This is a genomic window from Micromonospora sp. NPDC006431, from assembly GCF_042870725.1.
Classification (GTDB): Bacteria; Actinomycetota; Actinomycetes; order Mycobacteriales; family Micromonosporaceae; genus Micromonospora.
The window spans coordinates 1-24408 of sequence record NZ_JBIAHQ010000045.1 but is presented as its reverse complement, the minus strand read 5'-3'; the positions used below and the strand labels follow the sequence as shown (position 1 = coordinate 24408).

The window sequence follows — 24408 nt, the reverse complement described above, 5'->3', positions numbered from 1 at the left end:
GGGGAGAAAGTCCTCTTCGCGCGTGGCAACTGTTTTCCTCTCCAGATCGACCAATTCTACTTGGTCCACCTGTCCGGAAAACCCGTGGCGGCTCAGGGTGAGCGTGAGCGCGCCAGCGACCCAGCCCTTCAGGCGCCCGGCGACCGGCCGATCCGGGTGCTCGGCGCGCCGGGCGATCAGGGCACGGACCCGCCCGGCTTGCCCGCACGGCGTTCGTGACCCCGGGAGCGTGCCGGGACGGCAGAATCCGGATCCACTCGGTGACCGCGTGATGCAGGTCCGGCGAGCTCCGTGCCAGCGACGCCGAGCTGGCGCCCGCGACCGTGGAGTCGACGTGCGCCAGGAAGTCCTTCATCGCGGTCAGATACATGCGGCCTGCGCTCTCGCGTAGCCGTCCGGCCTGCACGAGTTCCACCCACTCGTCAGCCAGCTCCGCCGCAAGCCGCGCACACGCGAACGAGGCAGGATCGAATGACAGCACCACCGTGTGACGGGTGCGGTGCCGCATGCGGGGCAGGCCGGGTCGCGGCGATCGATGGAGTCGCGGTAGTGGCCGCAGCCGTCGCAGACGCTGTAATAGCGGCGTTCCAGGTCAACCGCACCCTGCGGCGGCGTGGCGGCAGCCTCCGACGCGCACCCGGCCATTCCCCGCAGCGTTTGTCGGCGGCTTGCCCCGGAACTGCGACAAACCTCTGACATTGCTTCCACGGACCCACCAAAGGAACCCGCGCCAGCCGATCTGCCCCGCGTTGACCTGGGTGTTCATTTGGGGCGCACGTTTGTGAAGGGGTCGGCTGGCGCGGGTTCGAGCGGCGGCTGTAGGCAGCGGCGGTGATGGCCGACCGCCTTGTTCACGCGTCGGACAGGTTGTGGAGCAGGTGCCAGCGGTCGGCGACCTGGACGGCGGCGGGTGCGCCGCGGGCGGCGCCTTCGGCGTAGCAGCCGGCCCGGTCACGGCAGATCACCTGCACACCGGGATGCTCGTCGAGCCAGGCGGCCAGGCTGTCGGCGGATCGGTCGTCGAGCACGTCGATCACCTGGCGGCCGGCCATGTCGACCAGCACCGTCCCGTAGGTGTGGTCGCGGCGCCACGCGAAGTCGTCGACACCCAACACTGTTAGCGCAGGAACGGGTGGCTCGGGCAGAGCGCGGATCAGCCGCAGCAGCGTCATCCGGCCCACATAGGGCCCGAGCCGGCCTGCCAGCCAGGCGCCTGCCCGCCCGCCCAACGCCAGCGCCACCGCCTCCATCCCTTGCCGCGCCAGCGCGCCGAACCGGCCATGGCGCACCGTTACGCCATTGATCTGCTCGGCGAAGATCCGGCGTACGCAGTCGGGCAGGGTGCAGAAGAACCGCCGCACCCGCAGGTGCAGCACGGTCTCCCGCCCGGCGACCGGCGCATCAAGTAGCCGTCGCTCGTACCGGCTGTGCACCCGCCGCGACACCGTCGAACAGTCCGGGCATCTCGTCGCAACACCGCCGCTCTCGGCGAGTATCCGTACCGTCGGGCCCTTGGCCAGCACGTTCGTGATGCGTAGCCCGGACAGGTGCGGGAACAGGACCGCGAGAAGCTCCGCTATGGACACGGAGCATGATCTGCCATCGACCGTCCGCGATCACCGAGACCGTGCCAGAGCCAAATCTGAGGCTCTGGCACGAACTTGGTGATCGCTGACGTTCGATGGTAGATCGCCATCGTGTCCATAGTGGATCTGATCAACGTTGTGTTTCCTCGGATGGCCGGGCTGCGGATCATGAAGGTGCTGGCCAAGGGTGCTTCGGTACGGGTGTACGCGCAGACCAGCAGCGTGACCGCTGCCTGCCCGCAGTGCGCAACGCCGTCGCGGCGGGTGCACAGCCGCTATGAGCGGCGGCTGCTCGACACCGCGATCGCCGGGCAGGAGACGGTGCTTCACCTGCGGGTACGTAGGTTCTTCTGCACCGCCGGGGACTGTGTGCGCAAGATCTTCGTCGAGCAGGTCGACGGGCTGACCGTGCGCTGGGCTCGAATCAGCGTGGTGGCTCGCACGTTGCTGGAGGCGGTGGCTCTGGCGTTGGGTGGCCGGGCTGGAGCGCGACTGGCCCGCCGCCTCGGGCTCGGTGTGGGCAGGATGACGCTGATCCGCGCGATCCGTGCCCTGCCGCTACCGGTGGTGTCTGTGGTGAGCGTGCTGGGTGTCGACGACTTCGCGCTTCGCCGTGGTCACCGTTACGGCACCGTGCTGGTCGACATGGCCACTCACCAGGTGATCGACGTGCTGGACGATCGGTCAGCCGACAGCCTCGCCGCCTGGCTGCGCGAGCATCCTGGTGTGGAGATCGTCTGCCGGGACCGGGCCGGCTGCTACGCCGACGGCGCCGCCGCTGGCGCGCCGGCCGCCGTCCAGGTCGCAGACAGGTGGCACCTGCTGAAGAACCTGTCCGATGCCGTCTACAAGGCCGTCGCTGGGCACCGCCGCTGCCTGCAACCCCTACCACCTGCGCCGGCCGTCGCGCCGGGGCCCACCCCGCAGGTCGAGCCGCCAACCGTCGGCACGCCCCTGGCCCGGCGCACCCGCATCCGCCATGCCGAGGTCCACGCCCTATGGGAGCAGGGCCTGGGCATCTACAGCATTGCCTCCCGGCTCGGTCTGGACCCAAGACGGTGCGCCGCTACGCCGATGCCACCGACGCCGAACAGTTGATCGGCCCACGCGGCACCGCCCGCGACAGCATCCTCGACCCATTCAAGCCCTACCTGCTGCAACGCTGCGCCGCCGGGATTACCGGCACCAACCAACTCCTCGCCGAGATCCACGGCCATGGCTACACCGGCTGCGAACGCACCCTACGCCGCTGGCTGATCAGCGTCCGGGGCAGCAACGCCGCGGCCCCGCCCCAGCCGCCGGTGCCAAAGACCCGCGAGATCACCGGCTGGATCATGCGCCCGGCCAGCAAACTCGCCGCCGCCGACCGAGCCCAGCTGGACCGGCTATGCAGCCTATGCCCTGATCTGGACGCCATCCGGGACCTGGCTCACGGGTTCACCGACCTGGTCCGCACCCGCCGCGGCGACCGCCTCGACGCATGGGTCAAGCAGGCAGAACAAGGAACCGTCGCGGAGATCCGCTCATTCGCCAACGGGCTCCGCAAGGACTGGGCCGCGGTCACCGCCGGCCTGACCCTGACCTGGAGTTCCGGCGCGGTCGAAGGCGCCGTGAACCGCATCAAAATGATCAAAAGAGAGATGTACGGCCGCGCCAACCCCGACCTACTCCGCCGCCGAATCCTCCTCGCCGACTGACATCAACAAATGCCGATCACCAAGTTCGTGCCAGAGCCAAATCTGATTGGCCGTTGACAGACTTGGACCTTGAACCCGCGGATTAAGAGTTGGCGTTGACCTATCCCGCACTGTTCCACCGGGTCTAATCAGTCCAGCAATTGCCGATTTGTCCACCACTTGGACCGTGACAGGTCCTTATACCGTCCCCGCGATAGCGGGTCTGTCCACGGTGCGCGAGCACCCGCGGAGCACCCGGACCCGCATGAGCGCCTGCCGGTTCGGATGGCTCAGCAGCGATGGTGTCCCCGTCGCCAACGGCAGTGTTCCCGATCGCCCTACGCGGGCGTGGTTTCACGAGGACAGCGATTTCGACGCCGCCTCAGTGCACAGCGGCACTGATGAACACGAGCACGCCGAGGACGCATACCGTCACACCGCCGAGGGTGTGAAATCGTGCTCGCCGCAACGCCTCGCGTACCTGCCAAGCATGAATAAACGCCAGCAGCCGCCGCTGCGCGTATTGCGCCCTCGCCACGTTGGCCCGTGCGTCGGCCAGCGCGTTCTCCCAGATCAACCGGCGCCCTCCCGACTGCTCCTCTGCAACCTGCCGGCGGAGCCGGTCGAGCACTGCCTGATGTAGGACAAGCGCCTCGCGCAGCTGCTGTTCGTCGGTGCCGAACCCGCCGAAAAAGGCGGCGGGATCCTCTGCGAGTCGACGTCGTAGGGATTGCAACCGCGGGTCGTTGAGACTTGACAAGGTAGTCAACGGTGGTGTGAGTGCCTCGCTGGTTTGCCAGATCGCCCAGCACACGCCGAGCAGAGCGATGACCATGCCGAATGCGACCATAGCAACATCGCCGCGGTCCCGGACTGCGTTGACTACAGCGAGTGGCACCCCGCCGAGGACGAGCGCGCCCACCGCAGCGAACGCCGTGACGGTCCACTTCGCGGTGGCACGCATGTCGGGCACAGCGTCCAGCGGCGAGGGGATCGGGTCCCCGTCAGTGAGCGGCCCGGTCAGCCCAGGTTCAGTCACCTGAGGGGTTGCTGCCACGAACGAGCGGGCCCGGGTCCTCGGCGTGTACCTCGCGGTATGGCACCCATGCGGTCCCGTCGAAGACCTCAACACGGCCGTCGGTGATCCGCACATCGAAGCGCTCGGGTCGCGTGGGCTCGTCCATGCCGTCAGTATCGCACCAGTCCGCTCAGCTTGAACGCACCCCAGGACCACAGGCCGTACCTGCGCTCGGCCGCGAGCGCGTCCGCCCACCCCGGGTACAGATCCTCGAGCACCGCCGCGCCGGCACTCAGTTCGCCTCCATGACGCAGGTATTCCACGGCTTGACGGAACGCCTCACTCGGGCCGCTGCGGTCCAGTGCGGTATGGAACGCCACGGAGAACGCAAGCGCCGCGACGTCGCTGACCTCCCACAGCGTCGACACAACCAGTTGCGCGCCGCGCGCCAAGCAGGCCGCGTCAAAGCCGCGCGGCGCGTGGACGACAATGCCCGAACTGCGATGCGTCCCGCTGTAACAGGCGTTGAGCACCACGGCTTCTACCCCGGTCAGATCCCCGTCGGCGAGGAGGTCGGCGACGCTGAGGCAGTCGTCGCCCGACAGCATCGCGCCGTTGGCCCACCAGTCATCGCTGATTCGGCCGTGGCACGCGATGTGCAGGATCCGCGCTCCACGGACCGCGGCGAGGACGCGCTGCGGGCTGGCTACGGTGCCCTGCAGCACCTGGGCGTGCGGATACACCGCCTGCAGAGCCTCTAGCTCGGCGTTCACGCCGGGCAGGGTGGATCCGCCGACGAGCAGCGGCGGACCGTCGCTGCGGACCGTCCGGGTGGCTGCCGCATCCAGTATTCTCATCGACGGCGCATAGTGAACCTCGTCGAAGACATCCATGAGGGTCCGCGCCCCGGGGCCAGGCTCGATCGGTGCTGCGTGCAACGGCGTCAGATCGAACGATCCGATGGGACTCAGGACCAGTCGCCGAATGCCAAGCGGCAAGAGGGCGTCCGCCACCGGCCCACCGATTCCGGCGAGTGCGCCTTGTAGCAGGTCCAGGTGTGCCCTGCGTATCTCGAATCGCTCAGCCTGCCGCCACTTGTTGATCAACCGTTCGACGTCGGATACTGACAGTTGATCGAGGTAGAAGTGCTCCAGTCGGCCACCTTGCGAGGTGGACGCAAGCCATACGGCGCCCAGCCGACGGCCCTTGGCGAAAAGGTGAACCAGTGCTGTGTCGGGTGGGAGGGCTGCGGCTCGGTCCGCCGTTGTCGGCGTCGGCCTCGGACTCATCCGCGACCGCGCCTCCTCCCTCTTGCGCGCGCGGAGCTCCACCGCCCGTTTGAGCACTGGATCAGTCGCGTCGGATGCCGCGCCGGCTTGCCGGATTCGGTTGGCGCGGTAGCGTGCAAGGAAGCGGCTTGCCTCCTGAAACGCGCGCCACCGGACGTCCGACACGCCGGGCGGCGCGGCGAGGGTCAGCTCGTCCAGCATGTCCTCACCCTTGGCGCGTTCGCAGGCGTCGAACGTCCCCGACGCGATGTCCTCGAGGGTGGGCGTGAACGCCGCAGTGAGCAGGTCCATGTCGTTGCCAACAGCGGCACGGATCGACGCGAGGGCGACGCGTGTCAGCTCTTCGCACAGCTCGGGCGGCAGTGGCAGCGGCACCGTGTCGAGCAGCCACAGCCGCCCGTCGTCGGTCAGTCGGAGCAGGAAGAGACGTATCACCCCCACGGAGGCTGCGAGCAGCATTTGCCAGGCCTCGGTGACGTAGTCGAGGCTGTAGGTGAACGGCAGCACCAACGGCTGGGAACGGTCGTCACCTGCGTGGAGGTCGATATAGTACGCGCTTTCGCGCTGCCTGCCGGCGATGCTCACATGGCCATGGCGTAGCGGCTCCAGGAGTCGCTCGTGCTCGGCGTTCTCGGCGGTGGCGAGCCACAGCGGCAAGGGCCCTGCACGGTCATGCCAAAACCTTGCCCCGCCATTGAGAATCTGGTCCTGCATCCATGCGGGCGGGTGTCGCAGCTGCTGTTCCCCCGTTGCCGGCAAGGCGCCCGGCGCTATGAAGTCGTAGTGGTAGATCCGGGCGCCGGCATCGAGGCACCGGTCACGGAAGCCGAGGTCGGTCGCCTCCACCGCCAAGAGTTCCATCTCGAAGGAGGTCAGGCTCTCCAGGGTGGCTCGGAACGGGCCTTCCCAGTGCTGCAGGTCTTTTCTGAGGTTCGCCGCTACGCTGCCGACCACGCTGCCGTTCTCAAGCAGAGCTACCAACGCCTGGTACTCCGCGAGCATCCGCCCGAGGTGCTGTAGGTCGAACCGGCTTTCGTCCGCGTACATCTCTAACTCACTAACGCGAGCCGCGGTCAGCATGCGGCGGGCCGTACCGGTGGCCGACGACTCGCTCAGCGGCGCGGGCAGTCGCGCATATGGGGCGTCGGCGGTGGTCAGCAGACGGCTCACGACCGCCGCGCTGGTGACTTCCCAGTACCGGCGGAGTTCGCTGCGCACCTGGTCGCGCGGGATGCGCAACGACCGCCTTGCGGTCCACAGCTCCAGCAGCAGCCACTTCAGGCCTTGGACGTCCCACCACCGCTGTCCGGGCACACCTCCCAGCCGAACCCGTTGGTACACCGACTCAACCAGTACCGCAGCCACGGCCTCGACCTCTCCGGCGATCAGCCCAGAGGAAACCAGCGCCCGGGCGACTGCTTTGGAAGAGACAGCGCGAACATCGTGTTCGGCGACGTACGCCAGCAGCAGCGCCCGCCAAAGCGGCTCGCGCAGTTCCGGCGCGAGCGCGAGCCGATCAATGCCCCGCGGCCACAGCGCGGCAACGACCGTGCCAACGAGGTGATCAATCCAGTGATTCCGGACGGCGGTCAGTTGCTCGGTCGGCATGACCCTGTATTACCACCGTCGCCAGCGCGGCTGCACGCCGCCGAACTCTCGAGCCGATTGAAATTGGCCGGCCGGCCCCACCGACGTCCACCCGTCCCGGTAAGCCATGGCGGAAAGATTGAGGATCGCCAGCATGGACAGACGACGTTCGCTGAGCGACGTCCTGCGGCGCCAGCGCCTCCACCTGCTCAATGACCAGGCCGATCGCCTCGGGCTGTATGTCCGGGGGGGTACTTGTACTGCACGAGCAGCCACTTGATTGAGCACCGCAGCATGGCGCGCACGTCGTCGCGTACGGCCCAGTCGATCGCTTGCCACCTGTCTCTGACTACGGCGAGGCAGCGTCCTGCCGAGTCCCGGAAACGGCGGGCCGCTCCACCGCGTACGAGCACCCGCCGAGCAGGCATTCCTAGCCCGGTAGCCACCAATGCGGCACTTTATGGCCCGCCGAGGACCTTCATCGCCGCAGTTCTCGGGTCGCCGTAGAACACCGGATCCACGTGTTCCATAATCTCGGCGCTCACATCGAGGAAGTTCCGCTTGTTCTCGATGGGGATGAGCGCCCGTTTGGCGCCGTTATCCTTGGCGATCTGCAGGGGCTCGGTGAGCGAACGAAGAGGCTTGATGTTTCCTTGCACGCTCATGTCGCCGAGGATGAGTAGAGCTGGGCTCACCGGCGCGTTGCGCAGTGCCGAGCATGCCGCGACGAAGAAGGCTATGCCGAGGTCTGCCTCAACGCGGTTGGCAAGGAGATCGATGACCTCGACATGAAGATCGGATGTAGCCAGGTCGCGAGCGACGCTGACATCCGCGTTCCGAGCCTGCAGGAAGCTGAATGCCCGTTGGACTGACTCCTTGGTGGCGCCGGCGACGCCGCCGGCGAGCTTCAGTTTCCCGGTGCCGTCTGAGACGGAGACCTCGACGCGGTAGAGGCCAACGGTCCCGTCGGCTGTGACGCCAGCGCTGTAGACCGTTCCGGGCGGCAATGGATCGGCCGATATGAGGTCGCGTCCGCCTTGTTCGGGCACTCCAACGAATTGCTCCTCGCCGGTCTCCTGCAGGGTATAGCTGAACGAGGTGTGGTAATACTCGAAGGAGCCCATCTTCTTGAGCTGCTCCTTCACGCGTCGCCTGCCCTCCAAGGCCAGTTCGAGAATCTCGGCGAGTTCTTCCTGCGTTGCCTCGCCGTGCGGGTAGAGGATCTTCATCAGCCCGGAGAAGCACTTGCGGACTGCCTTGCGGTCTCGTGCGTTGAGATGTGATCCGAGCGAGAAGTGCCGATCAACGGCCTCGGTAAAGTTGTGCTTCCTCAGTTCGCGTAGTGCTTCGGCCAGGTAGTCAACCACGAACCCGTACCCGTCGGTAAAGAGTTCATTCCGCATCTTCGGCATTTCCCAGCCCGGAAGATAGCAGTGGATGCGGTCGATGAACGCCATATCGTCTCGGATGATGGCGGGCATCGGTGCGAAGAGATGTGACGACTGGACCATAACGTCGACGGGCTGATTGGTGTTGCCGAACAGGGCGATGCTGGCATCGCCCGACACCGCCTCCTGGCCGCGTTGGAATGTGCCCGACTCGCAGTAGGTCTTCATGGTTGTGATGACTTCTTTGGGCATCTTCTGCAGGTCGGCAACCTCGTCGAAGCCGACGACGTCCCAGATCTGCACCATGCCCTTCTGGCGTCCCGACAGGTGCCCGAAGAGGTTCGCAACGGTCGTGCCGCCGGTAAGCAGCGCCGCGTAAGGAGACACCTCCTGTACGATGTAACTCTTGCCGGTGCCACGCGGTCCCAGTTCAACAAGGTTGAAGTTGCGTTCGGCGAATGGGATAAGTCGGAGAAGGAACAGTAGCTTCAGCCGTCGCGGCATTTCGTCTGGTTCGTAGCCGCAGCTTCGTACGAGCAGGTCAAGCCACTCGTCGCTACTGAACTCACGGCGGATGCGTCGGTATTCCTCCAGCTCGAACGTCGCGATCTGGATTGGCGTGAGCCGGTCGATCCAGAACGGATTCTTACCGCGTGACTCCTCGTCGTACTCGAAGCGCATGTCGATCTGGGCCCAGATACCGCCCGTCAGGAGACGCTCGTACTCACGGATATAGTGCTGGGGGATATGGACGTATTTGTGTCCGAAGTTGGTCACCTCCGCCCAGTAGTCCGAGTCGACGAGCCGGACCTTCACCTTGTCGATGAACGTGTGCCGGCCCCGCTCCTTGACCGCGGCCTGGGCCTTCATCGACTCATCCGCGCGAATGTAGTTGTTGGCGAGGGTGTCGTTGACGACCTGCAGCCCCATCTGGATGGTGAGGTCGTCGGCGGACGCGGCGTACTTGCCGAGGAGGTATTCGAGAACGAAGACGGGGACGTTCGCGCCGACCTTGACCTTGCGCACGAGATCTTTGCGAACGACCTTGCCGGCGAAAAGCCGATTTGCCTTCTCGCCCAGCGCCTCCCGCGTGCTGATAGCAGTGTTACTCATGACACTCCAAGCCGAACGGGGATGTCCGATGGTGATCGGTACAGCTCTGCGTCGGTCGCTGGATCTTGGACGACGATCCGTAGGGATTTGGCGTCGTCGTCGATGAGCCTGAACGCGACGCTGCACTCCTGCTCCGGCTCTAGGCGCACCCGCTGGGAGGCGACGTCGAACTCGGCACCGACCACCATCCCGACCGCGCCGACCTGTTGGCCGTCGGCCACGAGCATGGGCCGGACGACGACTCCCTCCGTGAGTAGCTGGAGCTGTGCACCGCCGAGTGCGAGGGTGATGGTGAAGATTCGATTCGTTACGGCATCGGGAACACCGCCGACTACCACCTTGCTGGTCGGGCTAGGCGCTGCGGAACTCGCCATGGTTCGAACCGTGACGACCGGGATCACAAGTTCCTGAAGCGACGGCCCGCCGTGATGGAAGGCCAGATCGCCGCCGGCCTTGAAGACGCCTACGCCAGCGGGAAATACGAGGTCGAGGTCGGATGCGTAGCCGAGCGTGGAGGCGGCGACTCGTACCGTACCCGGCGGGTTGGCGCCTCCCCGCCCGACCCAGCACCGACGGTGCAGGTCAACTGTGTCGCCTCCAGGTGCGTCTATCCGCATTGACGCGTCCCGGTCGGACGCGAAGAACAGGTGTCCGTGGTCCGCGGTGACCACAGCGTGCTGGACCCCGACATTCGCGAGTCTACGGATCCCGCGGGCGAGATTGTCGATGACGGTGTCCATGATTTGTCGGGCGTGGAACGCGAAGCCACCCTCGCCAGCATGGTCGATCTCCTGGGAGCGAACGATCACCACCTGCGCTCCCTCGATCCTCTGCTTGAGCTTTGAGCCGGACAGGCTGAGCAGCTCGTTAAGCGCAAGGTCCGCCAGGTTGGGGATGCGGGCCTTGGCGAACCGCTCGCGTGCGGCACGATCGGGAAGGAACACACCGTCGATCCGAACACCGAGCTGGCCGCCCTTGTCGGCCAGGGAGAAGCTCGCCGCCGCCCCAGGTTGCAGCGCGGCCATCCCGATTGGCGTGATGCTGGGCAGCGCCCCGACCGCGGGACGGACGGAAATTTCCGAAGTGTCCGGCAGGCGCTTGGCGAGCTCCAGCCCCATCTCGTACCGCATGGCATCGACAAGGAAATATGCGACTGGTTTGGGCTGGGCCGAGACGACTTCGCTGAAGATCCGCGTTTGGTGAAGTGCAGGCGGGACTGTCCATCCTGACGCAGCCAGCGCCTTCGCGAACCGCTCGGCCATGAGGCGACAGGTGTCCTCGTACGCGCGGCGGACCACGCTCAGCGGGCGCTCCTGCGCGTCGTCAAGCTTGGTCATCCAGGCTTCCAGCCGTCGTTGCGCCTGGTCGAGCCGGTACCAGCCGTCCGTAGAGGTGTACCGCTCGAACCAGCCGCCAACGTCTCCGTTGGCCGTTTCCAATTCCGCGCCTACCTGTGCAGCCACCTGGCCCAGCTCGGCCATGCGACGGGTAGCTTCCCACTGCGCCTTCCGCGCGACGTCAACGTCGAGCCAGTAGCTGTTCTCGCGTTGGGACAGGAGGGAGAGCGCTTCGGCGAACCGGCAATCGGCGACGAGGTCGCCGCAGTGCCGAACAATTATGTGCTCCTCGAACCTAAAGGTGTCAATTGCCCCCAATGCGGATGCGGGTAGCGAGGCTTCAGCCAGGCCCAGTTCGCGCTCCGCGTTGTCGGCCAACGCCGGATACGCCTCGGGGTGAGTGGAGCGCAGCAGCTTCGCGAGCTTGCGAACCGCCCATAGGGCCTCGGGCGTCGGGGGCACCGGCACCGCATCGAGCGTCGGCGGCGGAGCACAGTTCAGATCAGACCGAAACTCGCCGGCCAGCACGTACCGCAACGTGATGCGCCGTAGCTTGCCCGGCGGGGCGGCCTCGTCGGGCAACTCCAACCCAAGCCACGAGCGAACGAGCGCGATCAGCTCAGGGGCCGCGGCCTTGTCGATGATCTGATCGTCGCGGGAGTCGTCTGCGAGCCATTCGGCCAGGATGGCATCATCACCGTGGGACTTGGCGAAGATGCCCTTGAGGACTGAAAGATTTCCCGTCCCTTCGTCCACGGCGATTCGGGCGAAGTCTTCGTACCGCAGCTTCCGATCGTCCGAAACCATCGAGTCAACGGCACCGAGCGTGTGCCGCTTTAACAAGAGGGTTCGAGCAAGTTGTGCGAGCTGCGGCGTCCATGTCGTGCCCGCCTTCTCCAGCTCTATCAGCACTGACCCGTCTCTGTCACGGATGCAGCCGGGCAGGTAGATGATGACCGGTTCGGGAGAGTCGCCGCTCACGTGCGGCTCGACGGCAAATCGCAGCTCGAACATCGAGCCGGCGTACTCGGCGAGGTAGACGTTGTTCCCGTTCAATGGAATCGGGGCAACTGCGCCGATCCGGGGGCTACCGCGCAGCTCGGTGACAAACGAGGTGAACTCGGCCCGGCTGTCATACCAGACCACAACTTTATGACTCTTGACCTTCTCGGCGAGCAGTTTGGCGACATACTCGTGCAACGGGTGCATCAACGTCCTCCCCGGTTGGACCTGCCGGCCACGGTGCGGCGCCGGCCCGCACGGGCTCCCGCGACGACTGGGGCATCCAGCAGGCTATGCAGAGCCCCCTTGACCGCATCGGAGGCCCGCTCAGCAATCACCTCATCGATCGGTCGAGTGGGGATGGCCCGTGCTGCCCACTTGCCGTCCGACCCTTGCGCCCAGAACACGTCCTCCAGCCCGTGCGCAATGGCCAGACTCCGGTCCGTAGTGCACTTCGGCGCCACCCGCTCGGGCCAGAGGCGCATGGCAAGGTGCGCCCAATCGCACTTGCCCTCGCACAACGCGTCCCACGTGGCTTTCAGATCCTTCTGCCACGGACGGTGGTGTGGTACCAGACGCCACAGCGGCGCGAAGTTGATGATTACGCCATCGTCGAGGTCGGGATTCCATAGGGGCGCAACCCGCTTCACCTCGTCGAGGAAACCGCGAAGCTCTCCAACGAAGGCTTCCTGCTCCGCGATCCTCTTGCGTTGGGCAGCGGTGGCTCGCTCCCCGGCCTCCCGTTCCATCGTCTCCAGCCGGCTCTCCTCGTGCCTGAGCTTGGGCTGAACGTAGTCATTCTGTACCCGGAACATGGTATCGCCGCTGAATGCGTGGATGTGTAGCCACACCGAGTAGCTTGCCGAAGGGGTCGCCAACTGCCAGTAGATCGGCGCCTTTCGGCGGCTCTTAGAGTACATCTTGATATGCAGCGGGAAGAACTCCCGTGCGAGCCACCGGCGGAGGTCCTCCGACACAGACACGCCAACAAGGTCGGCTCCCGCCGAGACATGAGAGCCAATGTCTTTAGCATGCCCAGGGTCATCGACAAGGATGTCAGGTGGCAGAATCGGCCGCTCCTCGTCGGTTGGCCACATGCCTGGCGAGTGTGGCGGCAGAGGATCAAACGGGTCAGGCTCAGGGGGTAAGTCCCGCTCACCGGTCGCCAGTCTCGCGTCGAAGCGGCCGAACGCCACTCCAACTAACCACGAAAGTAGCGTGACCGCTAAGTTCGGGTCCAAGGCGTCCGCGTCCTCGTCTTCCACGGGTTCTTCACCGAGCGCCATGACCTTGTCTTGTTCAGATCGGTGATTCAACGAGAGCTCGATCTCTGCCCGCTCGTCTGCACCTAGCCCGTACAGTTCAAGGACGATATTGTCGATTTCGTTCTGGGTGTCCGCCAGTTGTTGTCTGATGCGCTCTTCGTCGAACTCGACAACTCGTCCGATGATCGCCTGAGGTAGAATAAACGCGTGAGAGTTCTCGTTAACACTATCCAGCACGCGCTTTAGCGACCAAGCCCGCTGCGCGAGCTCTGCAAGCGTCTCGCCTTGACGGCTGTCGACTGCCGGAATTGGCGTTCGCTGAACGACACCAACTTCATAGGAGCCAAAAGCCATCTGCAGTTCGATCAAGTGACGATAGGGGACGCTTGTTGCTACCGCAAGTAGCGCCAACAGTTGGGCAGGTTCATTTCCGTCTAGGAATATCGCCGGCCCCTTATCGGCAAATATGCAGCCCGTCGGCATAACACGCATTCCGAGACCGCTTTGCGTGCGGCGAGGCCATGTGAGACCAGGCTGACCGTACAGGTGGGTATTCTTGAGGATCCGGCTCCAATGGGAGCCATTGTAAAGGCTGCTAGCCCAAGCCTTCAGCTCGCGACCGCCTTGGCTCCAATTCACCAATAGATAGACGTCGGAGTAGAAATGCGAGAACTTGCCACCTTTGGCAAAGCCGTGCCAGTGAATGCTAATCGATGCCGGCAGAACTTCCCAGTGGAGACGCACGAAGCGGAAATCGTCAGCCGTGGAGAGCCCCTGCCGAGCTATTCGGTTCTCATTCTCCAAAGCCGGCAGGTTGTTGAATATCGACGTTACCCGTTCTGAGGACCAGTAAGCAAACGGGCTTCCTGGAATGCAGGAAAAGGACGTGGCAGGTCTTTCGAAGATCGTGCTTCTTGTTGCGGCGCTGTCGCTGCGTGCCTCATTGTGGTCAGAGACTGCCTCAAGTAGCTCGGCCGGTTTACTGTCCAGAGGTATGTCAAGAAGCCGAAGGAATACGGTCACGCTGTAGCCTCCAGGCAATAAGCAGCGGTTTCGACCATCGCGGCATCAAGGATGCCTTGACCGAGGTCGGCGACGACAACCGGTGGCGCGGTCTTCAGTAGGATCTCCTCCCGCCATGCCTGGAAGCTCGATAAGAAGAATCCGGTACGTGAAGTTATGGCTCCAAGCCGTCCGCGGGATGAGAGCATCTCGATGCCGCGCTCAATAAACGCGGCATAGACATCGTTCTTCGTGCGTCGATAAGTCTGCTCGAAGAGCTTCTTCGCTTTCGTACTACAGGCGCCGAAGGGTGGGTTCATCAGAACCAGGTCGTACCTCTGATCGGCGATGGTCAGTAGGCCGAGTCCTTGCGTCGTGTCTTCGGCAAAGAGGCGGCGCCGGGTATTGAGCTGGGTATCCAGCTCAGCGGCATACCGGGCTAGTGCCTCCTGAAGTCGACCCTCCGCCGGCGTGAACAGATCCCCGTCGTAACCCGAAGCGAGCGGCCGCGGCCGCCGCTGCTCCACCCGCAACAACAGGCCCAGGTCGCCGGCGAGTGCCAGCGCTTCGACCAACTCGCTGAACGCATGGCGCAGCTCGTCATCGTCGAGTCGAGCGAGGAAGTCCTTCGCGACGCTCTCATCCGCCACCAGCGGCTCAGCGAGGACCACATTGGAGCGGCGGATCTGAGGCCGATGAGCACGACCGATTCCGAAGTCGCCGTAGGCTCGCTGGGCCCGCATCCACAGCGCCAGCTGTGCGATCTGCACGCAACGGGGATCGATGTCGACGCCGTGTAGGTTGTGCCTGAGCACCAATCCGGGCATCGCCGCACGCAGCGCGTCGAAGTCGGGGTAGTCCTCGGCCAGTGTCGTCCCGGTGGCCCCAGACGGTGGGCTGTTCGAGTCTGTATACGCCTCCTCGTAGATGGTTATGAGCAGGTCGAACGCGTACAGCAGGAAATGGCCGCTACCGCAGGCGGGGTCCAGGATCCGCAAGTCCCGCGGATCCTTCTTGGGCCTCGCGTCGAACACTTCACCCGGCCGATAGACCAGATACACACAGTGGTCGGCGAGCGCAGTCTGGGTGCCGCGCATCTCGTACCAGATCCGGCCGAGCGTGTTGTCGGTGAGAAACTGCACCACGTAGCGTGGCGTAAAGAACTGGTTGCGAATGGCTAGCTCGCGACTGTTGCGCGGGGCCTGGCTCTCGCTGCGCATCTTGGCGCGTTCGTCGCCAGTGTTGAAATACTGGTAAACCCAGCCGATTGTCTCGTCTTCGCTCCACACGTTGGCGAGTGCACCGTCGTTGAGAATGGTGAGCAGCGCCTCGAACGTTGCACGGCGCGGCCATAGGGCGGAAGCAGGGTCCCTCCGGTCGAAGAGCACCTTCACCTCCGTCGACAGCTCGTCGAAGAGACACTCGATGTAGAGGCGGTAGCCGGCACTGCCGGGCAGCAGGGGCAGGCCCGGTGCGAGACCGCAGAACTCGCGGTACCCGACCGACTGTTCACCCTTGGTAATGCACTCCTGCACGAGACCCCGCGCCTCGAGCATCTTCAGCGCGACGAACCGGTTGAAAGTCGTGAATGCCGCGTCGCGGATGTAATCTGCGACCGCCTCGGCCGCGGTCATCCCAGTGGCTTGCTTGTGTTCGAGGGCCGAGACGATCTTCTCGCGGACGGAGACTTGACGAGGGCTCAAATGGGCGCTCGGAGCGGCGGCGACACTTCCGTCGCGACGCACGTCAAAATCGCCCTCCAGTTGCGCCGTGAAGTCCCCATCGAGGAGCCGGCGGGCGTTGCGGGTCGCGGCCTCGATGGCGCTGCGCGTCTGCTTGTCCACTGGGTTATCCTTGCCGTCGACGCCCGGGGCGTTTCTCCCAGGGCTGGTTGTCGCGCCGGAGCTGTTCGAGGTAGTCGAGGTTACGCCGGATTTGCTCGCTCAGGTACTGGTCGACGGTCAGGGCAAGAGCAGTGCGGAGATCACGCTCGGCCAGGTCCAAGTAGGAGTGGAACTCCCGCCATGCTCGTGCCTTTGTCGCCCGCGCGACTTCCGGCTTTGTTGCCATCTCCCGGCATCGCTTCGCCAACCCGATCTGTGAGTCACCGCGGAGCTGAAGCAGTGACGGGTTGTTGTGCCACTCTGGATGCTCCAACAACTGCCGTTCGATCAGGGCAAGAGCCCCTTCGTCATCTCTGGCCTTGCTCATCGCCACGACGATGCGGCGCAGTTCGCGCTCCTCCAGCCGGCCACGAGCTGCGCGTGCCAACAGGTCCACGACGAGTGGCCGGTCGGCCTCGTCGGTTCCGAGGGCCTCGGCGAGTTGGACCAGGACCTGTGAAGGCAGGGCGCCGATCCGGTCCATGTGCTGCCGCACCCACGCGGCGACGGCCGCTGAATCGCGCCGTGCCTGGTGCACTTCGGCGAAGAGCTGTATCGCACGGAAGTTGAGGGGATCGTTCTTGAGCACACCCTCGACCTGAGCTCTCGCCCGCTCGAGTTCGCCCAGCGCGAGCGCCTGCTCCGCGGACCGAAGGTCCTGCAAGGCAGCGTGCCGGGGATGGGCTGGCAACGTGCACACCACCCGTAGTTGGTCGGCCTCGAAGACCGGTGGCGGATTGCCCTCCACACGCATGGACCGGAGGATGGTCGGAATCCCCTGCCCGTCCGCCTGTGCGAGCTGCAGTCGCGAGAAGAACCAGGCCAGAGCCTGGTTGCGCCACTTGGGCGGAGCCTCGCCCTTGCGCAGCGCGTCCAGTTCCACTCCGGTGGGCAGCGGGCCGGGCGACGCTATCTCGATGCGATCCGAGAACACGGTCAACCGGGTGGGATCGGGCACCTCGTAGTCGCGGTGGGCCAGTGCGTTCCCCATCGCCTCGTACAGTGCGCGCTTGGGGTACTTAATGACATTAGGTGAGGTTGGATCGGTCTTGTCGAAAGCCGTGTACGACTGGATGTCGAGCAACTCCTGCAGTCGGCGGGCCTGTTCGAGAAGGTTACCGTCGAGCTCGTGTCGTTCTGAGTGGGGATCCGAACGGTCCGCACCCGGGTAGATGGAGAAGAAGGTGACCGCCCCAGGGATAAACCGCTGGGTATTGCGGCCGAAGAGAAGGATGGCGAAGTTGCGCGGTCGCAACACGCCTGTCAGGGGTTCAGCCGCGAGCAGCGGCGGGACGAACGCGCTCAAGGAGTAGTCGGGGGACAGGTAGGGCTGCAGACCCTGCTCGGCGGAGAACGCTCCCATGCGCTGGAGCGCATCGCGCAGCGCGATCAGGTCAAGGTCTGCCTCCGTGGCACCGTTGCAGGGCCTGCGATCCCATGGTTCGAGGGCGCCCTTGCGTACGAGAAGCTCGCGGAGGATTCCGTTGCGGGCCTCGATCGTGGAGTGGCTGACCCGCACGTAATGCTTCGCGCCGTCGCTGCGGCGGCTAAAGGTGTGCGCGGTGCCGGTGGCCGGCTGGACGAACACGAGGATCCGCCGTTGCGGATCTTCTGTTGGTAGCTGCTCGACGAGTGGTGTGATCGGCGGGGAGACCCGCTCCCGGCAACGGGTCATGACAACGCCCTCCACCTCGCGTAAACGGCTCGCGGTGAGTCCGACGCGCACGAGAGAGGGAAAGCCATGTTCATCCTTGGTCTCCGCCACACCGCAGACGACATACCCGCCGCCGAGGTTCTGCAGGTCGTTGGCGAAAGCGCTGAGCGTCGCGACGACGTCGTCGATGTCGGCGACGTTCTCTTTCCACTCGGTCTGTTCGTTCTCCCGGCGCGCCAGCTCGTCGAGGTTGATCGGATGGGTCACGACACCACAACCTTCTTGCCAGCCCCGATCAGGCGCGCACACTCCTCCCGCAACCCGGACAGCGCTGAATCAAGCTGCTCCTCGGTCTCGATTCCACCGGCGAAGTACGACTGCACCTGGACGGACGCGAGCCGCTCGCCTTCCACGACCTCCTGTAGACGACGGATCGCCGCGCGAAGCCGTGCCTCGCACGCATCGCGATCGGAGCGCAAGAGCGAGAGCGACGCGGTACGAGAGAGGGGCTGCTGGCCGGCTAGCAGGGGTGCTGCGATCTCCTGCTGCGTCTCCTCCTCCGCAACTTCGAGCCACTCGGGCTGACTCGTGAGCTGCTCAAGCGCTTTCGTATACGCATCGAGGCGCGCCTGCTGGGCGTCGTCGAAGCGGCGGGCGTACTCAATCTCGATGGCGCGGGCATGTTGTTCGATCGCAGGTAGATCGCGGTAGAAGGTCTCCCGAGCGAGCAGGTCGCTAAGCTCTATGGCCCTTGACTCTAGGTCAGGGCTGAGGCCAAGCTCGTCCTTCAGTACGGGCCACGCGATCTCGATTGCCTGGCGGGCCCGCTCGATGTCGGGCAGCCGCGCTTCGGTAAGCATTTGGCAGAGCTCTCGGGCGCGTTTGATGGCGTCTTTGATCGCCCGATGGCTCGCGTTGAAGGTGCCGATCGCCGTTTCCTCCGACCCACGAGTGATCGCTCTGAGCTGGCCGAGGGCCTCTGCGAGCATCGTGGTGCCGGGAAGCCGGTGGCTGGCAAGCAGTTCTCGTGCCGACGCGACGATCTCCTCGCTGTCTTCTGCTTCGTTACGCAGTTCCATGGTGATGGTTCCCGCGCTGAGCTCGCTGACCTCCTTGCCAAAGGTGTCGCGGAATGCCTCCGCAGCACGTACAAGTTCGGCGAACTCGACGCTCCTGCGCGGTCGGAACGATGCCTGCCGGAAAAGGTTGTTGTTGGTGAAGGTGTCCCTCGCTTCGACTCCAGTCACGGTATCGATGGAGCGTCCCCGGCTCGTGGCGTCAACCTTTTCGGCCCGCAAGAGCGAGAGCACCAACAGCCGTACGACGTCGAAGTCCCAGCCAAATGGCTCCTTGGCGAACTCCTCGGCGAGATAGCGTCCGGTCGCTGGCTCGCCGTACGTCGCGCGATCCTCGATCCGGTCGAGGACTTCCTTGAGCGGGCCGCTGTCGACCCGGAACACCGTCTTCCCCGCCTCGTCCCGCAGCAGGCGGAGGTGGCTGAAGACCGGGGGTAGACCCTGGAGGTTGTGTGCCGTGAAGATTGCATCGGTGCCCTTGCGCACGTCGTTCGGCTTGGCCGCCGCTTCCTGGAAACGGTCGAAGACCTCGGGCAGGACCTGACCGAGGATGGCCGCCCCGGCGCGCCCGACGTCCAGGCCACTGTCGCTTGGGGAGCGATCGTGCCCTCGGAAGTACACCCTGCCGGTCAAGCAGGCTTCCCGCAGCCGCCGGCGCAGCTCGCCGTGATGGCGCCGTTGCCGTTGCCGCTCCTCGGCTATGAGCGTCGGGGCGTCCTCCCCCTTCGTCTCGCGCTCCTTGCGCAGCAGCATCTCCTGGGAGCGGAATAGCTCGACGATCTCGTGGTCGATGGCGTCCGTGAGCGCCACCGCCCAGAAGACGTGCTTGCGTTCCTGCTGGCTCCGGGCGCGCAACTCGGCGAAGAGTGACTCGTAGGTCGTCCCCTCGTCGGCGAGATGGAATTGGAAGACCATGTCGCCGCCGAGGATCTCGCGCCCGTGGATCGCGAGGCCGGCCTTGAACGTCTTGGTGTCGAGAAGTGTGTGGGTAGGCTGCGGCTGCCAGAACCCGGTGAGAGCTTCCGAGTAGAGGCGGTGAGCGTCACCCGGCTTGGGCCTGATGCCGTTGCGCACCGTTTCCCAGTCGTCCTCGGCCGGCGTTGGGATGCGGTACCCGTCGTCTCCGTGTCGGATCTTATGGGAATCCTCGAGCTCACGCAGCGCCTCCCGCACCGATGCCAGCGGCGAGTCGGAGTCGACGCTGGGCAGGAGCGCTGCCGCGATGTTCTCGGCGCTTCGGTGGACGCTCTTCACGTACTGCAGGAGGCAGATGACCTTGGCGATCGGCTGCGCGAGCGGGTGACTCAACTCGCGCGGGATGGCTGCGATCTTGGCCCGTATCTCCGAGCCAATGTTGTTCTCCACAAGGTCGTACACCTGGTCTAGGCGTACGAGCGTGCCGACCGGCTGCTCGCCGAGGTTCACCATTGGGTTAATCAACAGCTGCTGCGCCAACTTGATAATGGTTCGGTTGGCACCACCGACGTGCCGACTCGCTCCACCTTGTGTGCGCAGACCGGACACGACTTGGATGATGAGATCGATCTGGTACGGCAGTAACGGGTACAGGTCGACGAATGCGTCTCGGCTCAGCTCCGGCAGCTTAATGTCGGCGGTAAGCCGGGTGTGTTCGGCGAGGCGGCCCCGGTTCTCGTCGTAGAGCGACCCGAGCAGGGCCTGCGCGGCGGCGTTCTTGGTCAAGACTCTACGGCTGGTCACCTCGGAGATGTCTGAGGGCTCCAGATGGACCTGCAGCGGAAATCGATCCATGAGTCGGGCCAGCTCGATCTTCTTGTCGTCCAGGCCGCTGACGAGCTCACCAAGCCGTTCCTGGGACGTGACGACGAGCCATTGCCGGCCACGCCCTCTGATGCCGAGGTTCTGCACAATGGCCTGAAGATCAAGCATCTTCTGTACGTCACGCGCGACGAACTGTCCGACCTCGTCAACGACGAACATGAGGGTGTGCCCGGGTTTGCGGCGTCTCATCAGCTCGTTTGCGCGCTCCGCCAGCTTGCCTGGCGAGATGTCGGCCTTGTTCTTGACCGCCTTCACCCACGAGTCGGCCATCGGGTATGTGTCTGGGTCGAGGTTGTGTAGCACCCGGCTGGCCTCGCTCAACGCGAATGCAACCTTGCCCTTCTCCTTGGCCCATTCTCGCCCATTGAAAACGCGGCTGTATTCTTGTTCGAACCGCGCGAGCTCCCCGGCTTCCTCGAGCGCTATCTCCAGCTCGGAAAGATCGAGGTCTTTCGCGTAACCGAGGCTCTGCAGGAATAGCCCGTACATGATTTCTGTGAGGGTCTGATTGCCACTGCGGATACCTCGGTCTGTCGACACGTCGAAGATTACCGCATGAGTAGGGATTCGCTCGTTGATCGTCTTCAGCAGTACTCGGAGCCGATTGTCATCGCCCGCTCGCCGAAGAAACCGGTCGCCGGCAGGCTCTCCGGCTACCGGCCGGTTTTCGATCGACAATCCAAGTATCTTGGCAAAGCTCGACTTACCGGAGCCGAAGAAACCGGAAACCCAGAGGGCTATGCCTTCGTGCGGCTTATTTGGCGTCTGCTGGTACTCGTCGAAGATCCTTGTGTAGTGGCCGCGAATGGCGTCGGTCACGACGTACTCGTTGATCTCCTCACGGACGACCTCGTCGTCCGTCTGGTCCACCTTGATGACTTCTTCGATGCGCCGGTTGATTTCACTTGCGAAAAGGGTCTTGATAGGTTGAGTGGTCATCGAAGAGAGTCCTTATCAGAAGATCTTCGGACGGTAGTTGTGCTCGGCGGCAAGCACTCCCATGAAGCGCAGCCCTGCCGCGCCATCGAGGTGGCCTGGGTAGAACAGCAGCGTCGGCACATGTACCCGACCCTTGAGCTGTTCCAGCAGCGAGAACGCTCGATACACGGGGAACAGCGCACCGGTGCGCAGGATGAACACGACGTCGCGCAGAGGGTCCGGATCCCTGGGCATCCGCTCGGCAACGTGGTCCACGAGCGGCGAGTACTCGGCGAGCACTGCATGTACCGTCTCAACCGTCGTTTCGACGCCCTGGTCGCGCTCGACGGCGAACCACTCTTCCATCGGACGTTGTGACCGCATGGCATCTTCAAGGCACTCGGCAAGGGAGATGCGCTCGACTTGCTTCCCTTTTTGAGTAAGACGTGTTTCGAGCATCGTCACCTGACGGCGGAGGTGGAACTCCTCCTCTGGGTCGTACACGAAAAGCGCATAGGGCATGTCATGGTACGTACTTATCCGTGGCCGCGGATCGCCCATTTGGAGAATGGGTTCAAGAATGCGCGTAAGCCGGTGCTCGAGATCGCTCATGCCACCATCCTCTCCGCATAGCCGACCGGGCTGGCGCAAGGCAGCGACAGCTGGATGATGCTGCCTGCGACCTGGTAGTCCACCTTCTGGAATTGATGCAGGCGAAGGATCTCTGCTTCGACGTCAGAAGGCCGCATTAGGAACATGCGCCAGTCTGCTGAATCTATGATTCGACCGGGGTTTGTCGTCTCCTCCCGCAGTGCGTGGAGCAGGTAGATGAAGCTCCGCTCTGGCAGGTGGAACGTCGTAAACTCCTTCGTCGTGACACCTCGTAGTAATCCGAAGTCCGTTGCGATCTTCAGCAAGCCGGCGGATACGCGTCTGGTGGTCGCCTCCGACCATGAGTGCTCAGTCACGGCGCCCCGATCGTCAACGCCCGCCAGGTAAGGCACAACGTCCTCGGAGCGGATCCGGCCGGCAGCCTTGTCGTACGCTGGGAACAGCCAGTTCTGTAGGAAGTCGCGCACCAGAAACTCGTCGCGGGTCATGTGCCAGAGCAGGAGCGGCTTCCACTCGTCCAAGGTGCAGCCGTTCTTAGCGAGCTGCACAAGTGGTCTATCGCGGGCTGCTGGGTCGAATCGACGGTTGAGGACCTTGGCGACGTCACGGAGCCAAGTCACACTCTTGGCTCCAATCGGATTTTCCGCTCGGAACCGATCGAGATTCTCCCGTTTCGAGCGATTGAGGTCCCAGCCCTTAAATGCCATGTACGTCTCGTCGATTAGCGCGCCCTTCACGACCGTGAAGGACGATACGACCTTGGCCCTTGATAGCGGCGTCATGCGTCCGCGCCCCTCGCGTACGGGACAGCAGGGGCACCCCGTTCGCCACGTGCGAAGCCCAACGCCAACAGCCGGACCTCTTCCTCGCTCCCGGAGAACACCCCTGGCAGAGCCACCGCCCGCCCTTCCGCTGACCGCCGCAGTCGCGGGTACTGTTCTAGATCACGATCGGTCACAAGGTCGAGGGCGCGGAGAATGGACGCGAGATCAGTACCGCTATCGCCCAGGTTCTCAAGTCTCTGAAAAAGGGGATTCAGGCCGCTCGCGTTGTCGAGCCAGTGCTCCCAGCGTGCGTCAAACTCCTCCTCTACCGATGGTGGTAGCCGCCAGAGCGTGACGCATCCCGGTGGGTTGAAGACCTCCTCGCATCGGTGAGCGGCGACGGCAAGCACCGACCGAGCCTGGGCGAACCGGTAAGAATGGGGGAACCCTCGTCGAAGGACTGCGGCGCCAAGGTTGCCAAGCTGACCGGTGGTGTTCCACCATCGCGCCAGGTCCATCTCTCCATAGCGGGCGACAACCAGCCGCAACGCCAACAGAAGGTCCATGTCTACGGTTTGCGCCATTATCGGGCCTTCCGTCCGTTTCCATCGTCGCCGGGATCGTCGGCACCCCCGGCGCGAACCCACTCGTCCACCTCTGACAGCTTGAACTTCCAGAGACGGCCGATCTTGTGAGCCGGAAGGTTCCGAGCCTCGATCCACCGGTATATGGAGTCCCTTGCGACCCCAAGGTGCTTTGCGACGCCTTCGACGGAGACCCAGGGTTCGGTGGCCACTGGCCTCCTCCACGTTCTCGGGCCCGCCAGCTCTGTCGGACCATGCACACGTAACCAAGTGAAAGTCGGAAACAGCGTACAACGGCTGGCTGCTCGTGTCGTTGTCACCGGTCCCCGCGAGTTGACGTCGCGCTGCTCGCATCGCGCCGACGCAAGCATGATCTGGCTACGCCATGCCCAGCTCTGATGCCGATCTTGGGCTGAGGCGAAGTGGGTGGATGCCGATAGCCGCAGACCGTCCGGAGGCGCCACGGGTGGCGATGACCTCGCCGAGCGCGCCGCAGGTGACTTGCCCGACGTGGCGGCCTCCAGCGCGACAGCGACTGCCTCGAACTCGGCCAGGGCTACGTTGAGGTCCTCGACGATCTCCCGGGCGATGACCTCGGACGCCGGGAGGCTCTTCATGTCCTCCAGGGACTCGTCGCGCAGCCAGGTGATGTCGAGGTTGACCTTGTCCCGGGCGAGCAGCTCGTCGTACGTGAAGGACTTGTACCGTTCGGTCTCGCGTTCCCTCATGCCCATTCGCTGGAGGGCCATCCATCAACAGCTAGCCTCGATGATTCGCGCCTGACGCCGGCTCCTTCGGCCCGGCAGGCCTGATTGCTATTGATCGATATCGCGTGGTTCCGGGCATGGTGGTGG

Annotated in this window: 18 protein-coding genes; 3 read left to right on the top strand and 15 right to left on the bottom strand. The window is 64.4% G+C overall.

All coding sequences use genetic code 11. From position 1 onward, the window contains the following. A partial coding sequence (locus tag ACFYM6_RS34820) for a hypothetical protein (protein WP_387281723.1) occupies positions 1-219 on the top strand: 219 nt, incomplete at its 5' end. Between the two features lie 632 nt (positions 220-851). Here ACFYM6_RS34820 and ACFYM6_RS34815 read toward each other — a convergent pair. Continuing rightward, entirely contained in the window at positions 852-1586 is a 735-nt protein-coding gene (locus ACFYM6_RS34815; RefSeq protein ID WP_387281722.1) for an ISL3 family transposase, read from the bottom strand. Positions 1587-1706: 120 nt separating this feature from the next. Here ACFYM6_RS34815 and ACFYM6_RS34810 point away from each other — a divergent pair, with 120 nt between their 5' ends. Beyond that, entirely contained in the window at positions 1707-2684 is a 978-nt protein-coding gene (locus tag ACFYM6_RS34810) for an ISL3 family transposase (protein WP_387281721.1), read from the top strand. Then, positions 2645-3283 (top strand): transposase, encoded by a 639-nt coding sequence (locus tag ACFYM6_RS34805; protein WP_387281720.1) that lies wholly within the window; start codon positions 2645-2647, stop codon positions 3281-3283. The genes ACFYM6_RS34810 and ACFYM6_RS34805 overlap by 40 nt, the downstream gene beginning before the upstream one ends. Positions 3284-3644: 361 nt before the next feature. Here the strand turns inward: ACFYM6_RS34805 and ACFYM6_RS34800 are convergent, their stop codons facing one another. The 14 genes from ACFYM6_RS34800 to ACFYM6_RS34735 form a co-directional block, all read right to left on the bottom strand. Beyond that, positions 3645-4226, bottom strand: coding sequence for a hypothetical protein (locus ACFYM6_RS34800; RefSeq protein WP_387281719.1), 582 nt, complete (start codon positions 4224-4226; stop codon positions 3645-3647). A gap of 67 nt (positions 4227-4293) precedes the next feature. Beyond that, a complete protein-coding gene (locus ACFYM6_RS34795; protein WP_387281718.1) occupies positions 4294-4446 on the bottom strand; it encodes a hypothetical protein in 153 nt (50 codons plus the stop codon). A 4-nt stretch (positions 4447-4450) separates the two neighbouring features. Next, positions 4451-7177, bottom strand: coding sequence for a CHAT domain-containing protein (locus tag ACFYM6_RS34790; protein ID WP_387281717.1), 2727 nt, complete (start codon positions 7175-7177; stop codon positions 4451-4453). Between the two features lie 188 nt (positions 7178-7365). Beyond that, complete coding sequence (locus tag ACFYM6_RS34785; RefSeq protein WP_387281716.1) at positions 7366-7584, bottom strand: type I restriction enzyme endonuclease domain-containing protein; 219 nt, start codon at positions 7582-7584, stop codon at positions 7366-7368. Positions 7585-7614: 30 nt separating this feature from the next. Next, positions 7615-9657, bottom strand: a complete 2043-nt coding sequence (brxL, locus tag ACFYM6_RS34780; RefSeq protein ID WP_387281715.1) for a protease Lon-related BREX system protein BrxL — start codon at positions 9655-9657, stop codon at positions 7615-7617. Beyond that, entirely contained in the window at positions 9654-12203 is a 2550-nt protein-coding gene (locus ACFYM6_RS34775) for a PglZ domain-containing protein (protein ID WP_387281714.1), read from the bottom strand. Before ACFYM6_RS34775 ends, brxL begins: the two co-directional genes overlap by 4 nt. Beyond that, complete coding sequence (locus ACFYM6_RS34770) at positions 12203-14284, bottom strand: hypothetical protein (protein WP_387281713.1); 2082 nt, start codon at positions 14282-14284, stop codon at positions 12203-12205. Before ACFYM6_RS34770 ends, ACFYM6_RS34775 begins: the two co-directional genes overlap by 1 nt. Continuing rightward, complete coding sequence (locus ACFYM6_RS34765) at positions 14281-16107, bottom strand: Eco57I restriction-modification methylase domain-containing protein (protein ID WP_387281712.1); 1827 nt, start codon at positions 16105-16107, stop codon at positions 14281-14283. The genes ACFYM6_RS34770 and ACFYM6_RS34765 overlap by 4 nt, the downstream gene beginning before the upstream one ends. 4 nt (positions 16108-16111) lie before the next feature. Next, positions 16112-18067, bottom strand: a complete 1956-nt coding sequence (locus ACFYM6_RS34760) for an ATP-binding protein (protein WP_387281711.1) — start codon at positions 18065-18067, stop codon at positions 16112-16114. Continuing rightward, entirely contained in the window at positions 18064-21615 is a 3552-nt protein-coding gene (gene brxC, locus ACFYM6_RS34755; RefSeq protein WP_387281710.1) for a BREX system P-loop protein BrxC, read from the bottom strand. The genes ACFYM6_RS34760 and brxC overlap by 4 nt, the downstream gene beginning before the upstream one ends. Before the next feature lie 15 nt (positions 21616-21630). Continuing rightward, the gene (locus ACFYM6_RS34750) at positions 21631-22206 is read right to left on the bottom strand and encodes a BREX protein BrxB domain-containing protein (RefSeq protein WP_387281709.1); all 576 of its coding nucleotides are present in this window, start codon (positions 22204-22206) and stop codon (positions 21631-21633) included. Then, positions 22203-22988, bottom strand: coding sequence for a BrxA family protein (locus ACFYM6_RS34745; RefSeq protein WP_387281708.1), 786 nt, complete (start codon positions 22986-22988; stop codon positions 22203-22205). Before ACFYM6_RS34745 ends, ACFYM6_RS34750 begins: the two co-directional genes overlap by 4 nt. Next, the gene (locus tag ACFYM6_RS34740) at positions 22985-23536 is read right to left on the bottom strand and encodes a BrxE family protein (RefSeq protein ID WP_387281707.1); all 552 of its coding nucleotides are present in this window, start codon (positions 23534-23536) and stop codon (positions 22985-22987) included. The genes ACFYM6_RS34745 and ACFYM6_RS34740 overlap by 4 nt, the downstream gene beginning before the upstream one ends. 17 nt (positions 23537-23553) lie before the next feature. Next, positions 23554-23766 (bottom strand): helix-turn-helix domain-containing protein, encoded by a 213-nt coding sequence (locus ACFYM6_RS34735; protein ID WP_387281724.1) that lies wholly within the window; start codon positions 23764-23766, stop codon positions 23554-23556. Between the last annotated feature and the right edge of the window lie 642 nt (positions 23767-24408).